Annotated in this window: 11 protein-coding genes; 8 read left to right on the top strand and 3 right to left on the bottom strand. The window is 75.4% G+C overall.

Annotation, left to right across the window (positions count from 1 at the left end; all coding sequences use genetic code 11):
- The first annotated feature begins 11 nt into the window (after nt 1–11).
- The 7 genes from fbaA (at nt 12) to OYE22_RS14555 (ending at nt 8,723) form a co-directional block, all read left to right on the top strand.
- Nucleotides 12–1,034, top strand: a complete 1,023-nt coding sequence (fbaA, locus tag OYE22_RS14585; RefSeq protein ID WP_277320806.1) for a class II fructose-bisphosphate aldolase — start codon at nt 12–14, stop codon at nt 1,032–1,034.
- Between the two features lie 455 nt (nt 1,035–1,489).
- A complete protein-coding gene (locus OYE22_RS14580) occupies nt 1,490–2,974 on the top strand; it encodes an MFS transporter (protein ID WP_277324133.1) in 1,485 nt (494 codons plus the stop codon).
- Between the two features lie 168 nt (nt 2,975–3,142).
- Complete coding sequence (locus tag OYE22_RS14575; protein ID WP_277320805.1) at nt 3,143–3,556, top strand: DUF3151 domain-containing protein; 414 nt, start codon at nt 3,143–3,145, stop codon at nt 3,554–3,556.
- 272 nt (nt 3,557–3,828) lie between these two features.
- Nucleotides 3,829–4,812 carry a tryptophan 2,3-dioxygenase family protein gene (locus tag OYE22_RS14570; protein ID WP_277320803.1) on the top strand — a complete coding sequence of 328 codons (984 nt, stop codon included), beginning with the start codon at nt 3,829–3,831 and terminating at the stop codon, nt 4,810–4,812.
- Nucleotides 4,805–6,166: an aminotransferase class V-fold PLP-dependent enzyme gene (locus tag OYE22_RS14565; RefSeq protein WP_277320802.1), complete on the top strand. Its 1,362-nt coding sequence runs from the start codon at nt 4,805–4,807 to the stop codon at nt 6,164–6,166. The genes OYE22_RS14570 and OYE22_RS14565 overlap by 8 nt, the downstream gene beginning before the upstream one ends.
- Nucleotides 6,163–7,323: an alpha/beta hydrolase gene (locus OYE22_RS14560; RefSeq protein ID WP_277320801.1), complete on the top strand. Its 1,161-nt coding sequence runs from the start codon at nt 6,163–6,165 to the stop codon at nt 7,321–7,323. The genes OYE22_RS14565 and OYE22_RS14560 overlap by 4 nt, the downstream gene beginning before the upstream one ends.
- Nucleotides 7,324–7,508: 185 nt before the next feature.
- Nucleotides 7,509–8,723 (top strand): cytochrome P450, encoded by a 1,215-nt coding sequence (locus OYE22_RS14555; protein WP_277320800.1) that lies wholly within the window; start codon nt 7,509–7,511, stop codon nt 8,721–8,723.
- 368 nt (nt 8,724–9,091) lie between these two features.
- On the opposite strand, the gene OYE22_RS14550 is transcribed toward OYE22_RS14555, so the two are convergent.
- Both OYE22_RS14550 and OYE22_RS14545 read right to left on the bottom strand, forming a co-directional pair.
- Nucleotides 9,092–10,744 (bottom strand): ABC transporter permease, encoded by a 1,653-nt coding sequence (locus OYE22_RS14550; protein WP_277320799.1) that lies wholly within the window; start codon nt 10,742–10,744, stop codon nt 9,092–9,094.
- The gene (locus tag OYE22_RS14545) at nt 10,741–11,667 is read right to left on the bottom strand and encodes an ABC transporter ATP-binding protein (RefSeq protein WP_277320798.1); all 927 of its coding nucleotides are present in this window, start codon (nt 11,665–11,667) and stop codon (nt 10,741–10,743) included. Before OYE22_RS14545 ends, OYE22_RS14550 begins: the two co-directional genes overlap by 4 nt.
- A 399-nt stretch (nt 11,668–12,066) precedes the next feature.
- Between OYE22_RS14545 and OYE22_RS14540 the strand changes: the two genes are divergently transcribed.
- Nucleotides 12,067–12,585 carry a MarR family transcriptional regulator gene (locus OYE22_RS14540; RefSeq protein ID WP_277324132.1) on the top strand — a complete coding sequence of 173 codons (519 nt, stop codon included), beginning with the start codon at nt 12,067–12,069 and terminating at the stop codon, nt 12,583–12,585.
- A 259-nt stretch (nt 12,586–12,844) separates the two neighbouring features.
- Here the strand turns inward: OYE22_RS14540 and OYE22_RS14535 are convergent, their stop codons facing one another.
- The gene (locus OYE22_RS14535; RefSeq protein ID WP_277324131.1) at nt 12,845–13,981 is read right to left on the bottom strand and encodes a hypothetical protein; all 1,137 of its coding nucleotides are present in this window, start codon (nt 13,979–13,981) and stop codon (nt 12,845–12,847) included.
- Between the last annotated feature and the right edge of the window lie 175 nt (nt 13,982–14,156).

Below are 14,156 nucleotides of genomic sequence, written 5' to 3'. Positions count from 1 at the left end.
GGAGCGGACCCATGCCCATCGCAACCCCCGAGGTCTACAACGAGATGCTCGACCGGGCGAAGGCAGGCAAGTTCGCCTACCCGGCAATCAACGTGACCTCGACGCAGACCCTGCACGCGGCGCTGCGTGGCTTCGCCGAGGCCGAGAGCGACGGCATCATCCAGGTTTCCACCGGTGGCGCGGAGTTCCTGGGCGGCCAGTACAGCAAGGACATGGTCTCCGGCGCGGTGGCGCTGGCCGAGTTCGCGCACGTGGTGGCCAAGAAGTACCCGGTCAACATCGCGCTGCACACCGACCACTGCCCGAAGGACAAGCTGGACGGCTTCGTCCGGCCGCTGATCGCCCTCTCCCAGGAGCGCGTCGCCGCCGGTCAGAACCCGCTCTTCCAGTCCCACATGTGGGACGGCTCGGCCGAGAAGCTGGACGAGAACCTGGCCATCGCCAAGGAGCTGCTCGCCGAGGCCGTCAAGGCGAAGATCATCCTTGAGGTCGAGATCACCCCGACCGGTGGCGAGGAGGACGGCGTCACGCACGAGATCAACGACGAGCTGTACACCTCCGTCGCCGACGTGGAGAAGACCGCCGCGGCCCTCGGCCTGGGCGAGAACGGCCGCTACCTGCTGGCCGCCTCCTTCGGCAACGTGCACGGCGTCTACAAGCCGGGCAACGTCGTGCTCCGCCCCGAGCTGCTGCGCGACCTCCAGGACGGCCTGGCCGCCAGCTCCGGCAAGACCGACCCGTTCGACTTCGTCTTCCACGGCGGCTCCGGCTCCACGGAGGAGGAGATCCGCACCGCGCTGGGCAACGGCGTCGTGAAGATGAACCTCGACACCGACACCCAGTACGCCTTCACCCGCCCGGTCGCGGACCACATGTTCCGCAACTACGACGGCGTGCTCAAGGTGGACGGCGAGGTCGGCAACAAGAAGACCTACGACCCGCGGAGCTGGGGCAAGCTCGCCGAGGCCGGCATGGCCGCCCGCGTCACCAAGGCGTGTGCCGACCTGCGCTCCACCGGCACGAAGCTGAAGTAGTCCCGCACCGCCGGCCCCCGGCGGCCCCGGCCCACCGGCCGACGGCCACCAGGCCGGCCTGCGCGCGCCGCCTTTCCGGGCCCGGCGCCTCCCCCCTGGTTCGCCCAGGTGGAGGGGCCGGGCCCTTCGGCGTGCGAGCACGGGGGCGGCGGTGGCGCCCGGGGCCCGAGCGCCCCCGGATGCCCCGAGCGCCCCGGAAGACCCGGGCGCCCCAGACGGTCCGGGCGGCCCGGTCGGGGTGCTCGCGCGCTCGCGTACGCGAGGTTGCGGTGGCGCGTTCGCGGCACGGCCGGGTGTCAGGGTGGCCGGGCGGTGTCCCGACGCGGAAGATCGCAGACATGACGGACCCGCGACGCCCCGGCCCCGAACCCGACCCCGACCCCGGACCCAGCCCCGAGCCCGCCCCCGACATCACGCCCGCCGCCGAGCCGGTGGAGCCGGCCGGGGCCGTGGCGATGGGGACGCCCACCGGACGCTGGGTGCTGCTGACCACGGTGCTCGGCTCCGGCATGGCCATGCTCGACAGCACCGTCGTCAACGTCGCGCTGCCGCGCATCGGCGAGGACCTGGGCGCGGACCTCGGCGGGCTCCAGTGGACCGTCAACGCGTACATGCTCACCCTCGCCGCGCTGATCCTGCTCGGCGGGGCGCTGGGCGACCGGTACGGGCGGCGGCGGGTCTTCGTCGTCGGCGTGGTCTGGTTCGCGCTGGCCTCGCTGCTGTGCGGGCTGGCCCCCAACGCCGGGGTGCTGATCGGCGCGCGGGCGTTGCAGGGCGTGGGTGGGGCGCTGCTCACGCCGGGCTCGCTGGCGCTCATCCAGTCCGCGTTCCGGCAGGAGGACCGGGCGCGGGCGGTGGGTGCCTGGTCGGGGCTGGGCGGCGTGGCGGCGGCGGTCGGCCCGTTCGTGGGCGGCTGGCTGGTGGACGGCCCCGGCTGGCGCTGGGTGTTCCTGCTCAACGTGCCGCTGGCCGCGGTGTGCGTGCCGGTCGCGCTGCGGCACGTGCCGGAGTCCCGGGACCCGCGGGCGGGCGGCCGGTTCGACGTGGCCGGCGCCGCGCTGGGCGCGCTGGCGCTCGGCGCCGTGACGTACGCGCTGATCGCGGCCCCGGACGCGGGGGCGTCGCCGCTGGTGGTCGGGGCGGCCGTGGGCGGGCTGCTGCTGGCGGCGGGGTTCTGTTACCTGGAGGCGCACCGGGCGGAGCCGATGCTTCCGCTGGGCCTGTTCGCGATCCGCCAGTTCACCGCGATCAACCTGGTCACGCTGTGCGTGTACGCGGCCTTCGGCGGGTTCTTCTTCCTCTCGGTGGTGCAGCTCCAGGTGGTGGTGGAGTACTCGGCCCTCCAAGCGGGGGCCGCGCTGCTGCCGACCACGGTGCTGATGCTGCTGTTCTCGGCCCGCTCCGGCGAACTGGCCCAGCGCACCGGGCCCCGGCTGCCGCTGACGGTCGGGCCACTGCTGTGCGCGGCGGGGATGCTGCTGATGATGCGGGTCGGCCCGGACGCGGTGTACTGGCGCGACGTGCTGCCCGCCCTGGTGGTGCTCGGCGCGGGCATGGTGACGCTGGTGGCCCCGCTCACCGCCACGGTGCTGGCCTCGGTGGACGTCGGCCGCGCGGGCCTGGCCAGCGGCATCAACAACGCGGCGGCCCGGGCGGCGGGCCTGGTCGCGGTGGCCGCGCTGCCGTTGCTGGCGGGCATGGGCCCGGAGGCGTACCGCGCGGCGGGCGAGTTCGAGGAGGCGTTCCGGCGCGCGATGCTCTGGTGCGCCGGCGTGCTGCTGCTGGGCTCCGCGCTGGCCTGGACGACGGTCCGCGCCGACACCCTGGAGCACCCGGCGGGCCAGGAGCGTGCCGAGCCCTGCCACCCCGAGTGCACCCACCACTGCGGCGTGGCCGCGCCCCCGCTCGACCCGGGCGAGCCCCCCACGCGGCCCGGCTAGCCCCGGCCCCACGGACGCGAACCGGCCCGGCCCCACGGACGCGAACCAGCCCGGCCGCACGGGCACAAACGGGCCATATCCGTGCGGGTCGGCGGCGTAAGAAACCGGCCAGTCGCGGGGGCGCCCGCGAGGCGGCTCCGCGTGGCGCGGTCCGGCAGACTGGAACCCATGGCCATTCACGAGAACCTGCTCGGGGGACCTCCCCCGACCCACCTGCCCGACGACCCCGGGCCGCGCGAGCTGCTCGCCAGCGGCGCCGCGCCCGCCGAGGTCGCCGCCAAGTACCCCGCCTCCTCGCTCGCCTGGGCGCAGCTCGCCGACGAGGCGTTCGCGGCGGGGCGCGTCGTCGAGTCGTACGCGTACGCCCGCACCGGCTACCACCGGGGACTGGACGCGCTGCGCCGCAGTGGCTGGAAGGGCCACGGCCCGGTGCCGTTCGAGCACGAGCCGAACCGTGGCTTCCTGCGCGCCCTGCACGCGCTGGCGCGCGCCGCGCAGGCCATCGGCGAGACGGAGGAGTACGAGCGCTGCTCGACCTTCCTGCGCGACTCCTCGCCGACCGCGGCGGACACGCTGAGCTGAGCCGGCGTGAGCTGACCCGAGCCGCCTGAACCGTTGGCGGTTCGGGCATACGGGACGAGATTCCCAGGCGTTCACCCGTCGCGGGTGTCCGAATACAGGGCCTGCCGGTCGCGCACCTCGACCCGGCAGGCCCTTGCCGTCCGCGCCGCGCACCCCGCATGATGCGCGCAGGACCCGATGATCAGCGATCGTGGGTTCAAGAGGGGACCGGGGCTCCGATGCCGAACAGGAAGGGGCGGACCGCTACCCGGAAGCAGGACTGAGGAGACGCCATGTCCCAGCACACTGGACATTCCGGTACGAACGAGGCTGAGCCCGAGACTCCCAACCTCGATTTCCAGGGCACCACGCCGTACGACGACTACGTCAGGGCGTCCGTGCTCACCCACCTCCAGCACCCGCTCTCCGACGACCCGGGCGAGATGGTCTTCCTGGTCACCAGCCAGGTGATGGAGCTGTGGTTCACGGTCATCACGCACGAGTGGCAGACCGCGGCCGACGCGCTGCGCCGGGACGACGTGCCCACCGCGCTGGCCGCCCTCAAGCGCTCCACGTACGAGCTGGAGTCGCTGAACGCCTCCTGGAAGCCGCTCGCGCACATGACGCCGGGCGAGTTCAACGCCTACCGCGGCGCGCTCGGCGAGGGCTCCGGGTTCCAGTCCGCGATGTTCCGCCGGCTGGAGTTCCTGCTCGGCGACAAGTCCGCCTCGATGCTGGTCCCGCACCGCGGCGCGCCGCGCGAGTACGCCGAGCTGGAGAAGGCGCTGGCCGAGCCGAGCCTGTACGACGAGGTGGTGCGCTACCTCGCCCGGCAGGGCTTCGACATCCCGGACGAGGTGCTGCACCGCGACGTGACCCAGCGCTACGAGGCGCACCCGGCCGTCGAGCGGGCCTGGCAGCGCGTCTACTCCGGCGCCGGCGCCCCGACCGCGGCTGACGGTGACGCGGCGGGCGCGGCGGACGCCGCTGACCCGAAGGCGCGGCCCAGGAAGGGCGATCAGTCCCCGGAGGCCGCGCGGGCGGTGGCCGTGGCCGCCGCCGTCGGCGGCGCGGGCGGCGGTCTGGTCGCGCTCGGCGAGGCGCTGACGGAGGTCGCCGAGCTGGTCTGGCGCTGGCGCAACGACCACCTGGTGGCCACCCGGCGCGCGATGGGCGCCAAGACCGGCACGGGCGGTTCGGCGGGCGTCGCCTGGCTGGAGAAGCGCGCCGGCAAGCAGGTCTTCCCCGAGCTGTGGACGGCGCGTAGCTATGTCTGAGCACTCGCGGACCGAGACCGTGCCACCGGGCGCTACGCCCGCCACCGCCGGAGCCGCCGCCCCGGCCGCCGGCACCGCCACGGCCGTGGGGCGCGCGCACGCGGCCGAGGCCGCCCGGCGCGACCGCGAGGACCCGCTGGCCGGGACCCGCGAACGCTTCGTGGTGGACGCGGTCGACGACCCGGACGGCACGGTCTACCTGGACGGCAACTCGCTCGGCGCGCTGCCGCGCGGCGTACCGGCCCGGATGGCCGACGTGATCGAGCGCGAGTGGGGCCGCGACCGGATCAACTCCTGGTCGGACAACCACTGGTGGACCGCGCCGGAGCGGATCGGCGACCGGGTCGGCGCGCTCGTCGGGGCCGCCCCGGGCCAGATCGTGGTCGGCGACTCGACCAGCGTCAACGTCCTCAAGGCGGTGGTGGCGGGCGTGCGGCTGGCCCGTGGCGCCGAGGGCGGCGAGCAGGCGGGCGCGGGCGCCACGGATGCCGGCGCGACGGCCGGCGGGCGGGACGAGATCCTGGTGGACGTGAGCACGTTCCCCACGGACGGTTACATCGCCGAGTCCGCGGCCCGGCTCACCGGCTGCGCGCTGCGGGCCGTGCCCGCCGACGCCATCGCGTCCGAGGCCACCCCGCGCACCGCGCTGGCCCTGGTCAACCACGTCGACTACCGCACCGGCCGGCTCCACGACCTGCCGGGCACCACCGCCGCCCTGCACGCGGCGGGGGCGGTGGCCGTCTGGGACCTGTGCCACAGCGCGGGCGCGCTGCCGGTCGACCTGGACGCGCACGGCGTCGACCTGGCCGTCGGCTGCACGTACAAGTACCTCAACGGCGGGCCCGGAGCGCCGGCCTACCTGTACGTCGCCGCCCGGCACCAGCCGCGCTTCGACTCCCCGCTGCCCGGCTGGAACTCGCACGCCGACCCCTTCGCCATGGCCGGCGCGTACGCCCCGGCCGACGGGGCCGTCCGTGGCCGGGTCGGCACGCCGGACATCCTGTCGATGCTCGCCCTGGAGAGCGCCCTCGACGCGTGGCAGGGCGTCAGCATCGAGTCCGTACGGGCCAAGAGCCTCGCCCTAGGGGACTTCTTCCTGACCTGCGTCGCGGCGTACGTGCCGGCCGGCGCGGTCGAGACGCTGACACCGGTGGCGCACGCGGAGCGCGGCAGCCAGGTCGCGCTGCGCTGCGCCGACGCCGGCGAGGTGACGGAGCGACTGCTCGCCCGTGGCGTGGTCATCGACTACCGCCGGCCCGACGTGCTGCGGTTCGGCTTCACGCCGCTGTACACGGGCTACGCCGACGTGGAGCGGGCCGCGTGGGCGCTGGGGGAGGTGCTGAGCGCCGCATGAACCCCGCGATGACGCGCGCGGAGCGGGAGGAGGCCTCGGCGTTCGGCCACGCCGAGGCACCACCGACCGCCACGGTGGCCTACGGGCCGCACCCCGACCAGGTGGTGGACCTCTTCCTGCCCGAGCCCGGGGCCGCCTCCGAGCCCCGGGCCGAGCCCGAGTTCCGGGCCGGTGGCGGAGCCCGGGCCGGTGGCGGTGCCCCGCCGTCCGGGGCCGCCGCGCGCGTCATCGCCGACCCGGCGCCGCCCACCCCCGGGGTGGCGGCGCCCGTGCCGCTGGTCGTGCTGTTCCACGGCGGCGCCTGGCGCGCCCCGTACGACCGGCGGCACCTGTCCCCGCTGGCCGCCTACCTGGCCGGCCACGGCCTCGCGGTCGCGTCGGTCGAGTACCGGCGCGGCCCGCTCACCGACGGCCCGCTCACCGACGGCCCGCTCGCCGACGGCCCGGCGGCGAGTGCCGCCGGGCCCGGGCAGCCGCGCGCCGGCCGCTGGCCGGAGACCTTCGACGACATCGCGGCGGCGCTGGACGCGCTGCCCTCGCTGGTACGCGGCCTCGCGGCCGGCCCGGCCGCCGATGGGCCACCTGGCCCGTCCGCTGATGGGCCGCCCGGCCCGGCCGCCGGCCGTGTCCGCTGGGCCGACGTGGACGCCGACCGGCCGGTGCTCGTCGGGCATTCGGCCGGCGGGCACGCCGTGCTGTGGGCGGCGGCGCGGCACCGGTTGCCGGTCGGCTCCCGGTGGCGGTTGCCGGCGCCGCCCGCGCTGCGCGGCGTGGTCGGCCTCGCCGCCATCGCCGACTTCGGCACGGCCCGCGCCCTCGGCGTCTGCTCGCACGCCGTGGACCAACTGCTCGCCCCGCAACACCCGCCCGCGACGCCCGGCCCCGGCCCGGCCGAGCGCGCCGCGCTGCTCGCGCACCGGCTGGCCTGCACCGACCCGTCCGCCCTGGTGCCGAACGGCGTGCCCACCACGCTGGTGCAGGGCGGCGCGGACATCGACGTACCGCCCGCCGTCACCGAGGCGTTCGTGGCGGCGGCGGACCGCGCCGGGCAGCGGGTCCGGCTCGTCCGCGTCGAGGGCGTCGGCCACTTCCCACCGATCGACCCGGCCACGCCCACGGCCCGCACCGTCCTGGCCGAGATCGCCCGCCTGACCTGACCACCCCGATCCCCGACCTCTGACCCCGGCCCCCGAACCCTGGCCCCTGCTATCGATCCCCGACCCGGCACCCCGGCCCGCGCGCGACCCGACCATCCGGCCCGATCCACCGGGCCGACCGACGCGCCGGCCCGACCCGGCCCGGTACCTGGTGGCCGCCCCGGGCCGTCCGGCACATTGGGGGCATGACCGAGGCAGCAGCGGCCTTCGACCCCTGGGACCCGGGATTCGCCGCCGACCCGTACCCGGCCTACGCGGAGTTGCGGGAGCGCGGGCGGGCGCACTATTTCGCGCCGACCGACCAGTGGCTGATCCCGCACCACGACGACGTACGGGCGCTGCTCACCGACCGGCGGCTCGGGCGTAGTTACACCCACCGCTTCAGCCACGAGGAGTTCGGCCGCCCGGCGCCGCCGCCCGAGTACGAGCCGTTCTTCACCCTCGACGGCAACGGCCTGCTCGACCTGGAGCCGCCGGCGCACCCGCGCGTCCGCCGCCTGGTCTCGCAGGCGTTCACGCCCCGCACCGTCGACCGGCTCGAACCCGTCGTGCGGCGACTGGCCGCCGGCCTGGTGGACGGGCTGCTCGCGGACGGTGGCGGCGACCTCATCGCCGAGGTCGCCGAGCCGCTGCCGGTGGCCGTCATCGCCGAACTCCTCGGCGTGCCACCCGCCGAACGCGGCCCGCTGCGCCCCTGGTCGGCCGATATCTGCGCGATGTACGAGCTGAACCCGAGCCCGGAGACCGCCCGCCGCGCCGTACGCGCCAGCGTCGAGTTCTCCACCTACCTGCGGGAGTTGATCGCCGAGCGGCGCGCGGCGCCCGGTGACGACCTGATCAGCGCGATGATCGCGGCCCACGACGCGGAGGACCGGCTGACCGAGCAGGAGATGGTCTCCACCTGCGTGCTGCTGCTCAACGCGGGCCACGAGGCGAGCGTCAACGCGACGGGCAACGGTTGGTGGACGCTGTTCCAACACCCCGAACACCTGGCCGCGTTGCGCGCCGACCCGGGCCTGTTGCCCACGGCGATCGAGGAGTTGCTGCGCTACGACGGGCCGCTGCACCTGTTCGAGCGCTGGGTGCTGGACGACATCGAGGTGGGCGGCACGCTCATCCCGCGCGGCAGCGAGGTGGCCCTGCTCTTCGGCTCGGCCAACCACGACCCGGCCCGCTTCGCCGCGCCGACGCGGCTCGACCTCTCCCGTACGGACAACCCCCACCTGTCCTTCGGCGCTGGCATCCACTACTGTCTCGGCGCGCCGCTGGCCCGCGTCGAACTGCGGGCCATCTTTGAGGAGTTGCTGCGCCGAGCGCCCCGACTGCGCGCCGTCGCCGAGCCGCCCCGCAAGCCGGGCTTCGTCCAGCGAGGCCTGCGCGAACTGCGGGTCGAGGCGTAACGCGCCGACCGGTGAACCGGGCGCCGCGCACGGGTACTTGCTCTCGGCATACCCAGGCTCATCCACAGCCTGTGGATAACTCTGCCGCCCCGGGTCACCCAGGCCGCCCCGCCACCCCGGCCATCCCGGTCACCCAGACCGCCCCGCCCACCGTGGACGCTCCGGCCGGCGCCCGTGGGCGCACGCGCGTGCGGCGCCGGTCTCCGATACGGGGGTGATCGGAGTCCGACGCCGCACATCCTGCGGGCCTGGCGAGTGCCCGCGCGGCCGCGTCGTCACGTGGCCGCGCTGCCAGGGGGCCGGTTGGCCCGGGTGGTTTCGGTTGTTCTCACTTGTTCCGCTTGGTCGGCGCCGCCGGGTGGCCGCGGCTAGTTGCTCATGTCGCGCCGCCGCAGTCCGGCCAGGCCGGCCGCCAGCAGGGCGACGGTCACCAGGAGCATCCACAGGAACGGGGTCGCCGTGATGTCCCCGCCCGGCACCTTCGGCAGGTGTCCGAAGGGCGAGAGGTTCATCACCGACTGGTCCAGCTCCATCGCCGGGCCCAGCCAGCCGATGGCCACCACGAACCCGACCACGCCCCAGGTGAGGGACGTGAACTTGGGCAACACGCCGAACAGGAACACCGCGATCGAGGTGATCACCCACACCGCCGGGGCCTGCAACAGCGTGGCCCCGAGCACCCGCGGCACTTCGCCGCCGAGGTCGCCGGAGGCGGCCCCGTACGCGATGCCGAGCGCCAGGCCGCCCGCCGCCAGGATGACGACCGGGCCGAGCAGCGCGACGACCAGGTGGCTGGCCGCCCACTGCACGCGGCTGACCGCGTTCGACAGCAGCGGCTCCGCGCGCTGGTCGGTCTCCTCGCCGCGCAGCCGCAGCACGGCGCTGGCCGTGTGGATCGTGACGACCAGGCCCAGGATGCCGACCATCGAGGCGAGGAAGGCGTCCGTGAGCCCCTCCTGGCCGCCCATCCGCAGGAACGTGTCGCGGGTGCTCTCGCTGTCGCCGAGGAAGTCGTCGGCGCCGTCGGCGATGCCGCCGAACACCGCCCCCGCGAAGGCCAGACCGGCCACCCAGGCCAGCAGCGTGCCGCGCTGGAGCCGCCAGGCGAGCCCGTAGACCGTGCTGAGGCCCGGACCCGCGGCGGCGGGCCCCGGACGGGAGGCGAAGAAGCTGGCCCCCACGTCGCGGCGGCCGGCCAGCGCGTACGCGACGCCGATGGCGACCACCGCGAGCAGGGCCAGCAACAGCAGCGTCCACCAGCGCTCGTCGGCGTACGGCCGGGCGTTCTCCGCCCAGCCCAGCGGCGAGAGCCAGACCAGCACGTGGCTTGAGCCGTCGGAGCCGTCCTTGGCCGCGTCACCGCCCATCCGCAGCACGAACGCGACGCCCACGGCGGCGGCGGACAGGCCGCGCGCGACCCGGGCGTTCTCGGTGACCTGCGCGGCGACCGCGGCGATGGCGCCGAAGACCATGCCGCTCAGGCCCACCGCCAGGCCGAGGGCCAGCGCGCCGCTGCCGCCCTCGCCGGCCAGGCTGCCCGCGATGAGCAGGGTGACGGCGGCGTTGGCGATGCCGACGGTGATCAGCGCCGAGGTCAGCCCCGCGCGCCGGCCGACCATCCCGGAGGACAGCGCCTCCTGCCGGCCCGTCTCCTCCTCCTCGCGGGTGTGCCGGATGACGATGAGCAGGCTCATGATGGCGGCGAAGACCGTGAGGAAGGCCCCCACGCGCCAGACCGTCAGCGCCCCGAGCGAGTCGTCGAAGGCCGCGCCGAACAGGGCCCGCGTGGACCCGTTGGCGTTCATGTCGGCGGCCAGGTCGGCGCGCTTCTGCGGGGTGTCGTACGCGCTGTCCAGGCGGCTCACGGTGCTGCTCGCGGACAGGCCGAGGCATAGCACCCAGATCGGCAGCATGACCCGGTCGCGGCGCAGCGCGAGCCGCAGCAGCGTGCCCGTTCCGGCCAGGTCGCGGGAGGAGCCCTTCGGCGGTGCCGCGATCCGCGCGTCGGCTACGGCGGTCATCGCGCGATCGCCCCCTGCGCGGAGTCGGCGGAGTCGGCGCCGTCGCTCTGGTAGTGGCGCAGGAACAGCTCCTCGAGGGTGGGCGGCGTCGAGATGAGGCTGCGCACCCCCGCCTCGCCGAGCCGCTTGAGCACCGGGCCCAGGTGGTCCGTGTCCACCTGGAGCTTGACCCGCCGGCCCCGCACGTCCACGTCGTGCACGCCGGGCAGCGTGGTCAGCCCGTCCGGCTCGCTGTCCAGCTCGGCCGTGACCGACGTACGGGTCAGGTGGCGCAGCGAGGCCAGCGAGCCGGACTCGACGGTCTTGCCCTTGCGGATGATGCTGACCCGGTCACACAGCGCCTCGACCTCGCTGAGGATGTGGCTGGAGAGGAGGACGGTGCGCCCGCGCTGCCGCTCCTCGGAGACGCACTCGCGGAAGACCTCCTCCATGAGCGGGTCGAGCCCGGAGGTCGGCTCGTCGAAGATGAGCAGCTCGACGTCCGAGGCGAACGCCGCGACCAGCGCGACCTTCTGCCGGTTGCCCTTGGAGTAGGTGCGCCCCTTCTTGGTGGGGTCGAGGTCGAAGCGGTCGAGCAGCTCGGCGCGCCGGGTCTTGTCCAGACCGCCGCGCAGCCGCCCGTACAGGTCGATGACCTCGCCGCCGCTGAGGTTGCGCCACAGCGTGACGTCGCCGGGGACGTACGCGAGCCGCTGGTGCAGCTCCACCGCGTCGTGCCACGGGTCCTTGCCGAGGAGTTTGACCGTGCCGCTGGTCGCTCGCAGCAGCCCGAGCAGTACGCGGATGGTGGTGGATTTGCCCGCGCCGTTGGGGCCGAGGAAGCCGTGCACCTCGCCCGTCGCGACGTCGAGGTCGAGGCCGTCCAGCGCGTGCGTCCGGCCGAAGGACTTGTGGAGGTCGGACACGGTGATTGCCGTCGTCATGAGGCCGAAGCTACTCTTCTTTCAGAAATTTGTGAAGTTAAGGAAACGTATAATCGGTGAGGAGGCTTTGAGAAGCGGGGATGGTGGGTGTTGGGCGAGACGACGGAGTACGAGATGACGGGACTCAGGGCGGTCGGGCCGGCGGAGCCGGGCGGGCCGGCCGGGCGGGGCGGGTCGACTGACCCGACCGACCTGGCCGGCCCGTCGGCCGATCCGGTGGCGGTCGACGGCGCGACGGCGGCGGGGGTCGCCGCGACCGGGGGCAGACCGGCGGGCGGGGCGAGCGTGGACGGGGCGGCCGGCCGGACCGCCGAGCGGGGGACGGCGGACACCGGCGCACCGGCCGACGGGTCGGCTGACGCGCCCACCGGCGCGCCCACCGCCGCGCCGGGCGGCGGGCTGACGGGCGTGGCGGCCGAGGAGCTGGCCGGGCGGGACGAGGACGCCGTCAGCCGGTTCATCGAGCGGTTCGCGGCGGAGCTGGTCGAGGCGGGACTACAGCGCATGGCCTCCCGGGTGTTCGCCGCGCTGCTCGCCTCCGACACCGGCTCGCTCACCTCGGCCGAACTCGCCGAGCAGCTCCGGATCAGCCCCGCGGCCGTCTCCGGCGCGATCCGCTACCTCTCGCAGGTCCACATGGTCGGCCGGGAGCGCGAACCGGGCTCCCGACGGGACCGCTACCAGGTGCACACGGAACTCTGGTACGAGACGATCACCCGCCGCGACCAGGTCCTCACCCGCTGGGAGCAGACCCTGCGGGACGGCGCCGACGCCCTCGGGCGGCACACGCCGGCGGGGGCGCGGATGGCCGAGACGGCCGACTTCTTCGAATACCTCCAGGGGGAGATGCTGGCGATAATGGACCGCTGGCGGGAGCGGCAGATCGCGCGCCGCGAGGGCCGCGCGGTAGCCGGCTGACGGCCTCCGGCCGGGCGGGTGAGAGCGAGGCGAATGGTTCCTGCACCCGCCCGCCCCACCGCCCGACCACCCGCGCCGGCTCCGGGCCCACCGCCCCGACCCCACCGCCCCGCACCGGGACCTCCGCACCCCGGCCGGGGCCTCCGACGTCGAACCCCACGCCAGAAGGCGGAGCCTCCGTAGCCCGCGCGGTGCCAGGGCCCGAAGCCCGTGCTGGCACAGGGCCCGAGGTCACGGCCCGAAGCCGTGGCCCGGCCGGCTATCCCGGCAGCGTGACCGACCAGGCGTCCGGCAGCAGGCGCCAGGTGCGGGTGCGGACCGGGCCCGCCGTCACCGTGTCGGCGCGGTAGTGGAAGTCGGGGCCCGAGACCGTGATGGCCCGCGCGCCCAATCTGACCGGGCCGCCCGACGCGTGGCCGTACACGACGACCTCGGCCAGGCCGCGCGGGCGCGCGGTGCCGTCGGGCGGGCGGGCCGGGGCGTCGCCGAACAGCGGCCGGGTGGCCACCGAGACCCGCTCCACCGGGTGGTCCAGGTCGGCGAGGAGCACGCCGTCCGCCTCGACGCGCAGCCGCACCAGCGGCGGCCTGGCCCGGCGCGCCGGCGGCCCGCCGGCGCCGGTGCGGCCCGCGACCGGCGTGGTCAGCAGCGTGAGGGCGGTCCTGGCGGTACGGGCCGCCGGCGACCACCACGGCTGCGGCCGGTCCGCCACCGGTTCGCGCCCCTGCCGCTGGCGGGGCACCCTGCCGTCGTCGGTGACGCCCCGCGCGTCGTCCCCGGTGTCCGTCGCGCGCCCGGCGCCAGGCGCCGCGTCCCCGGCCGCGCGGTCCGGAGCCAGCTCCGGGGCCTGGGCGGCGCCGGGGCCCGTGGCCGGGCCGGCGTCCGCGCCGGAGGCGCCGGGGTGGGCGGGGCCGGCGGGCCAGGCCGTCTCGCCCGCGCGCGCCGGGCCCGGTGGGCCCGCGGCGTCGACCGGGTGGGCGCCGGCGGCGCCGTACGGCACGCTCAGCTCGCCGATCACCACGCCGTCGCTGTCGTCCACCAGCAGGTCGAGGCGGTGGTCGAGGCCGTCGATGACGGTGCGGGCGGCGTGCACCGCGTCGGTGGGGATGCCAAGGGCGCTGGCCAGGGCGACCGCCGCCGGCGGCCCGACCGGGACCATCGCGAGCGGCGTCGTGGCGAGCGTGCGCTCCCGGTGCAGCAGCGTGACCACGCGCAACAGGGCACGGTCGTCACCCACCACGACGGGCCGTCTGCCGCCGCGCCGGGCCAGCGCGCGGGTGACCTCGTCGAGGCCGTCCGGCAGGCAGATCTTCGTGGTCGCGCGGGCGCACAGCACGTCCTTGGCGATGCGCACGGACTCCCCGTCGACGCGCCGGGCGCCCGGGTCGATGATCATGAGCAACGGTGGCGCTGCGCTCACGCGGGGCTCTGGAGCCGACACCTCGGTCCTTCCTCAGGTAGCATCTCGGTGCAAGAGCCCCTTGCGCTATTGCGCCAGGGGCTTGGTCTATTCCGGGGCACCGGTTCGACGGCTCTGCTGGCGGAAGCGCGACATCGCGCACCGTCACGCA

The organism is Streptomyces sp. 71268 (assembly GCF_029392895.1).
In the GTDB taxonomy this organism is placed as follows: domain Bacteria; phylum Actinomycetota; class Actinomycetes; order Streptomycetales; family Streptomycetaceae; genus Streptomyces.
This window is presented reverse-complemented; position numbering and strand designations above follow the sequence as displayed.

What these genes read in the sequence shown, in the direction of transcription:
- OYE22_RS14555 (WP_277320800.1), top strand. Translation starts at nt 7,509, where the DNA reads ATGACCGAGGCAGCAGCGGCCTTCGACCCCTGGGACCCGGGATTCGCC.
- OYE22_RS14560 (WP_277320801.1), top strand. Translation starts at nt 6,163, where the DNA reads ATGAACCCCGCGATGACGCGCGCGGAGCGGGAGGAGGCCTCGGCGTTC.
- fbaA (WP_277320806.1), top strand. Translation starts at nt 12, where the DNA reads ATGCCCATCGCAACCCCCGAGGTCTACAACGAGATGCTCGACCGGGCG.
- OYE22_RS14550 (WP_277320799.1), bottom strand. Translation starts at nt 10,744, where the DNA reads ATGACCGCCGTAGCCGACGCGCGGATCGCGGCACCGCCGAAGGGCTCC.
- OYE22_RS14580 (WP_277324133.1), top strand. Translation starts at nt 1,490, where the DNA reads ATGGGGACGCCCACCGGACGCTGGGTGCTGCTGACCACGGTGCTCGGC.
- OYE22_RS14565 (WP_277320802.1), top strand. Translation starts at nt 4,805, where the DNA reads ATGTCTGAGCACTCGCGGACCGAGACCGTGCCACCGGGCGCTACGCCC.
- OYE22_RS14575 (WP_277320805.1), top strand. Translation starts at nt 3,143, where the DNA reads ATGGCCATTCACGAGAACCTGCTCGGGGGACCTCCCCCGACCCACCTG.
- OYE22_RS14545 (WP_277320798.1), bottom strand. Translation starts at nt 11,667, where the DNA reads ATGACGACGGCAATCACCGTGTCCGACCTCCACAAGTCCTTCGGCCGG.
- OYE22_RS14570 (WP_277320803.1), top strand. Translation starts at nt 3,829, where the DNA reads ATGTCCCAGCACACTGGACATTCCGGTACGAACGAGGCTGAGCCCGAG.
- OYE22_RS14535 (WP_277324131.1), bottom strand. Translation starts at nt 13,981, where the DNA reads ATGATCATCGACCCGGGCGCCCGGCGCGTCGACGGGGAGTCCGTGCGC.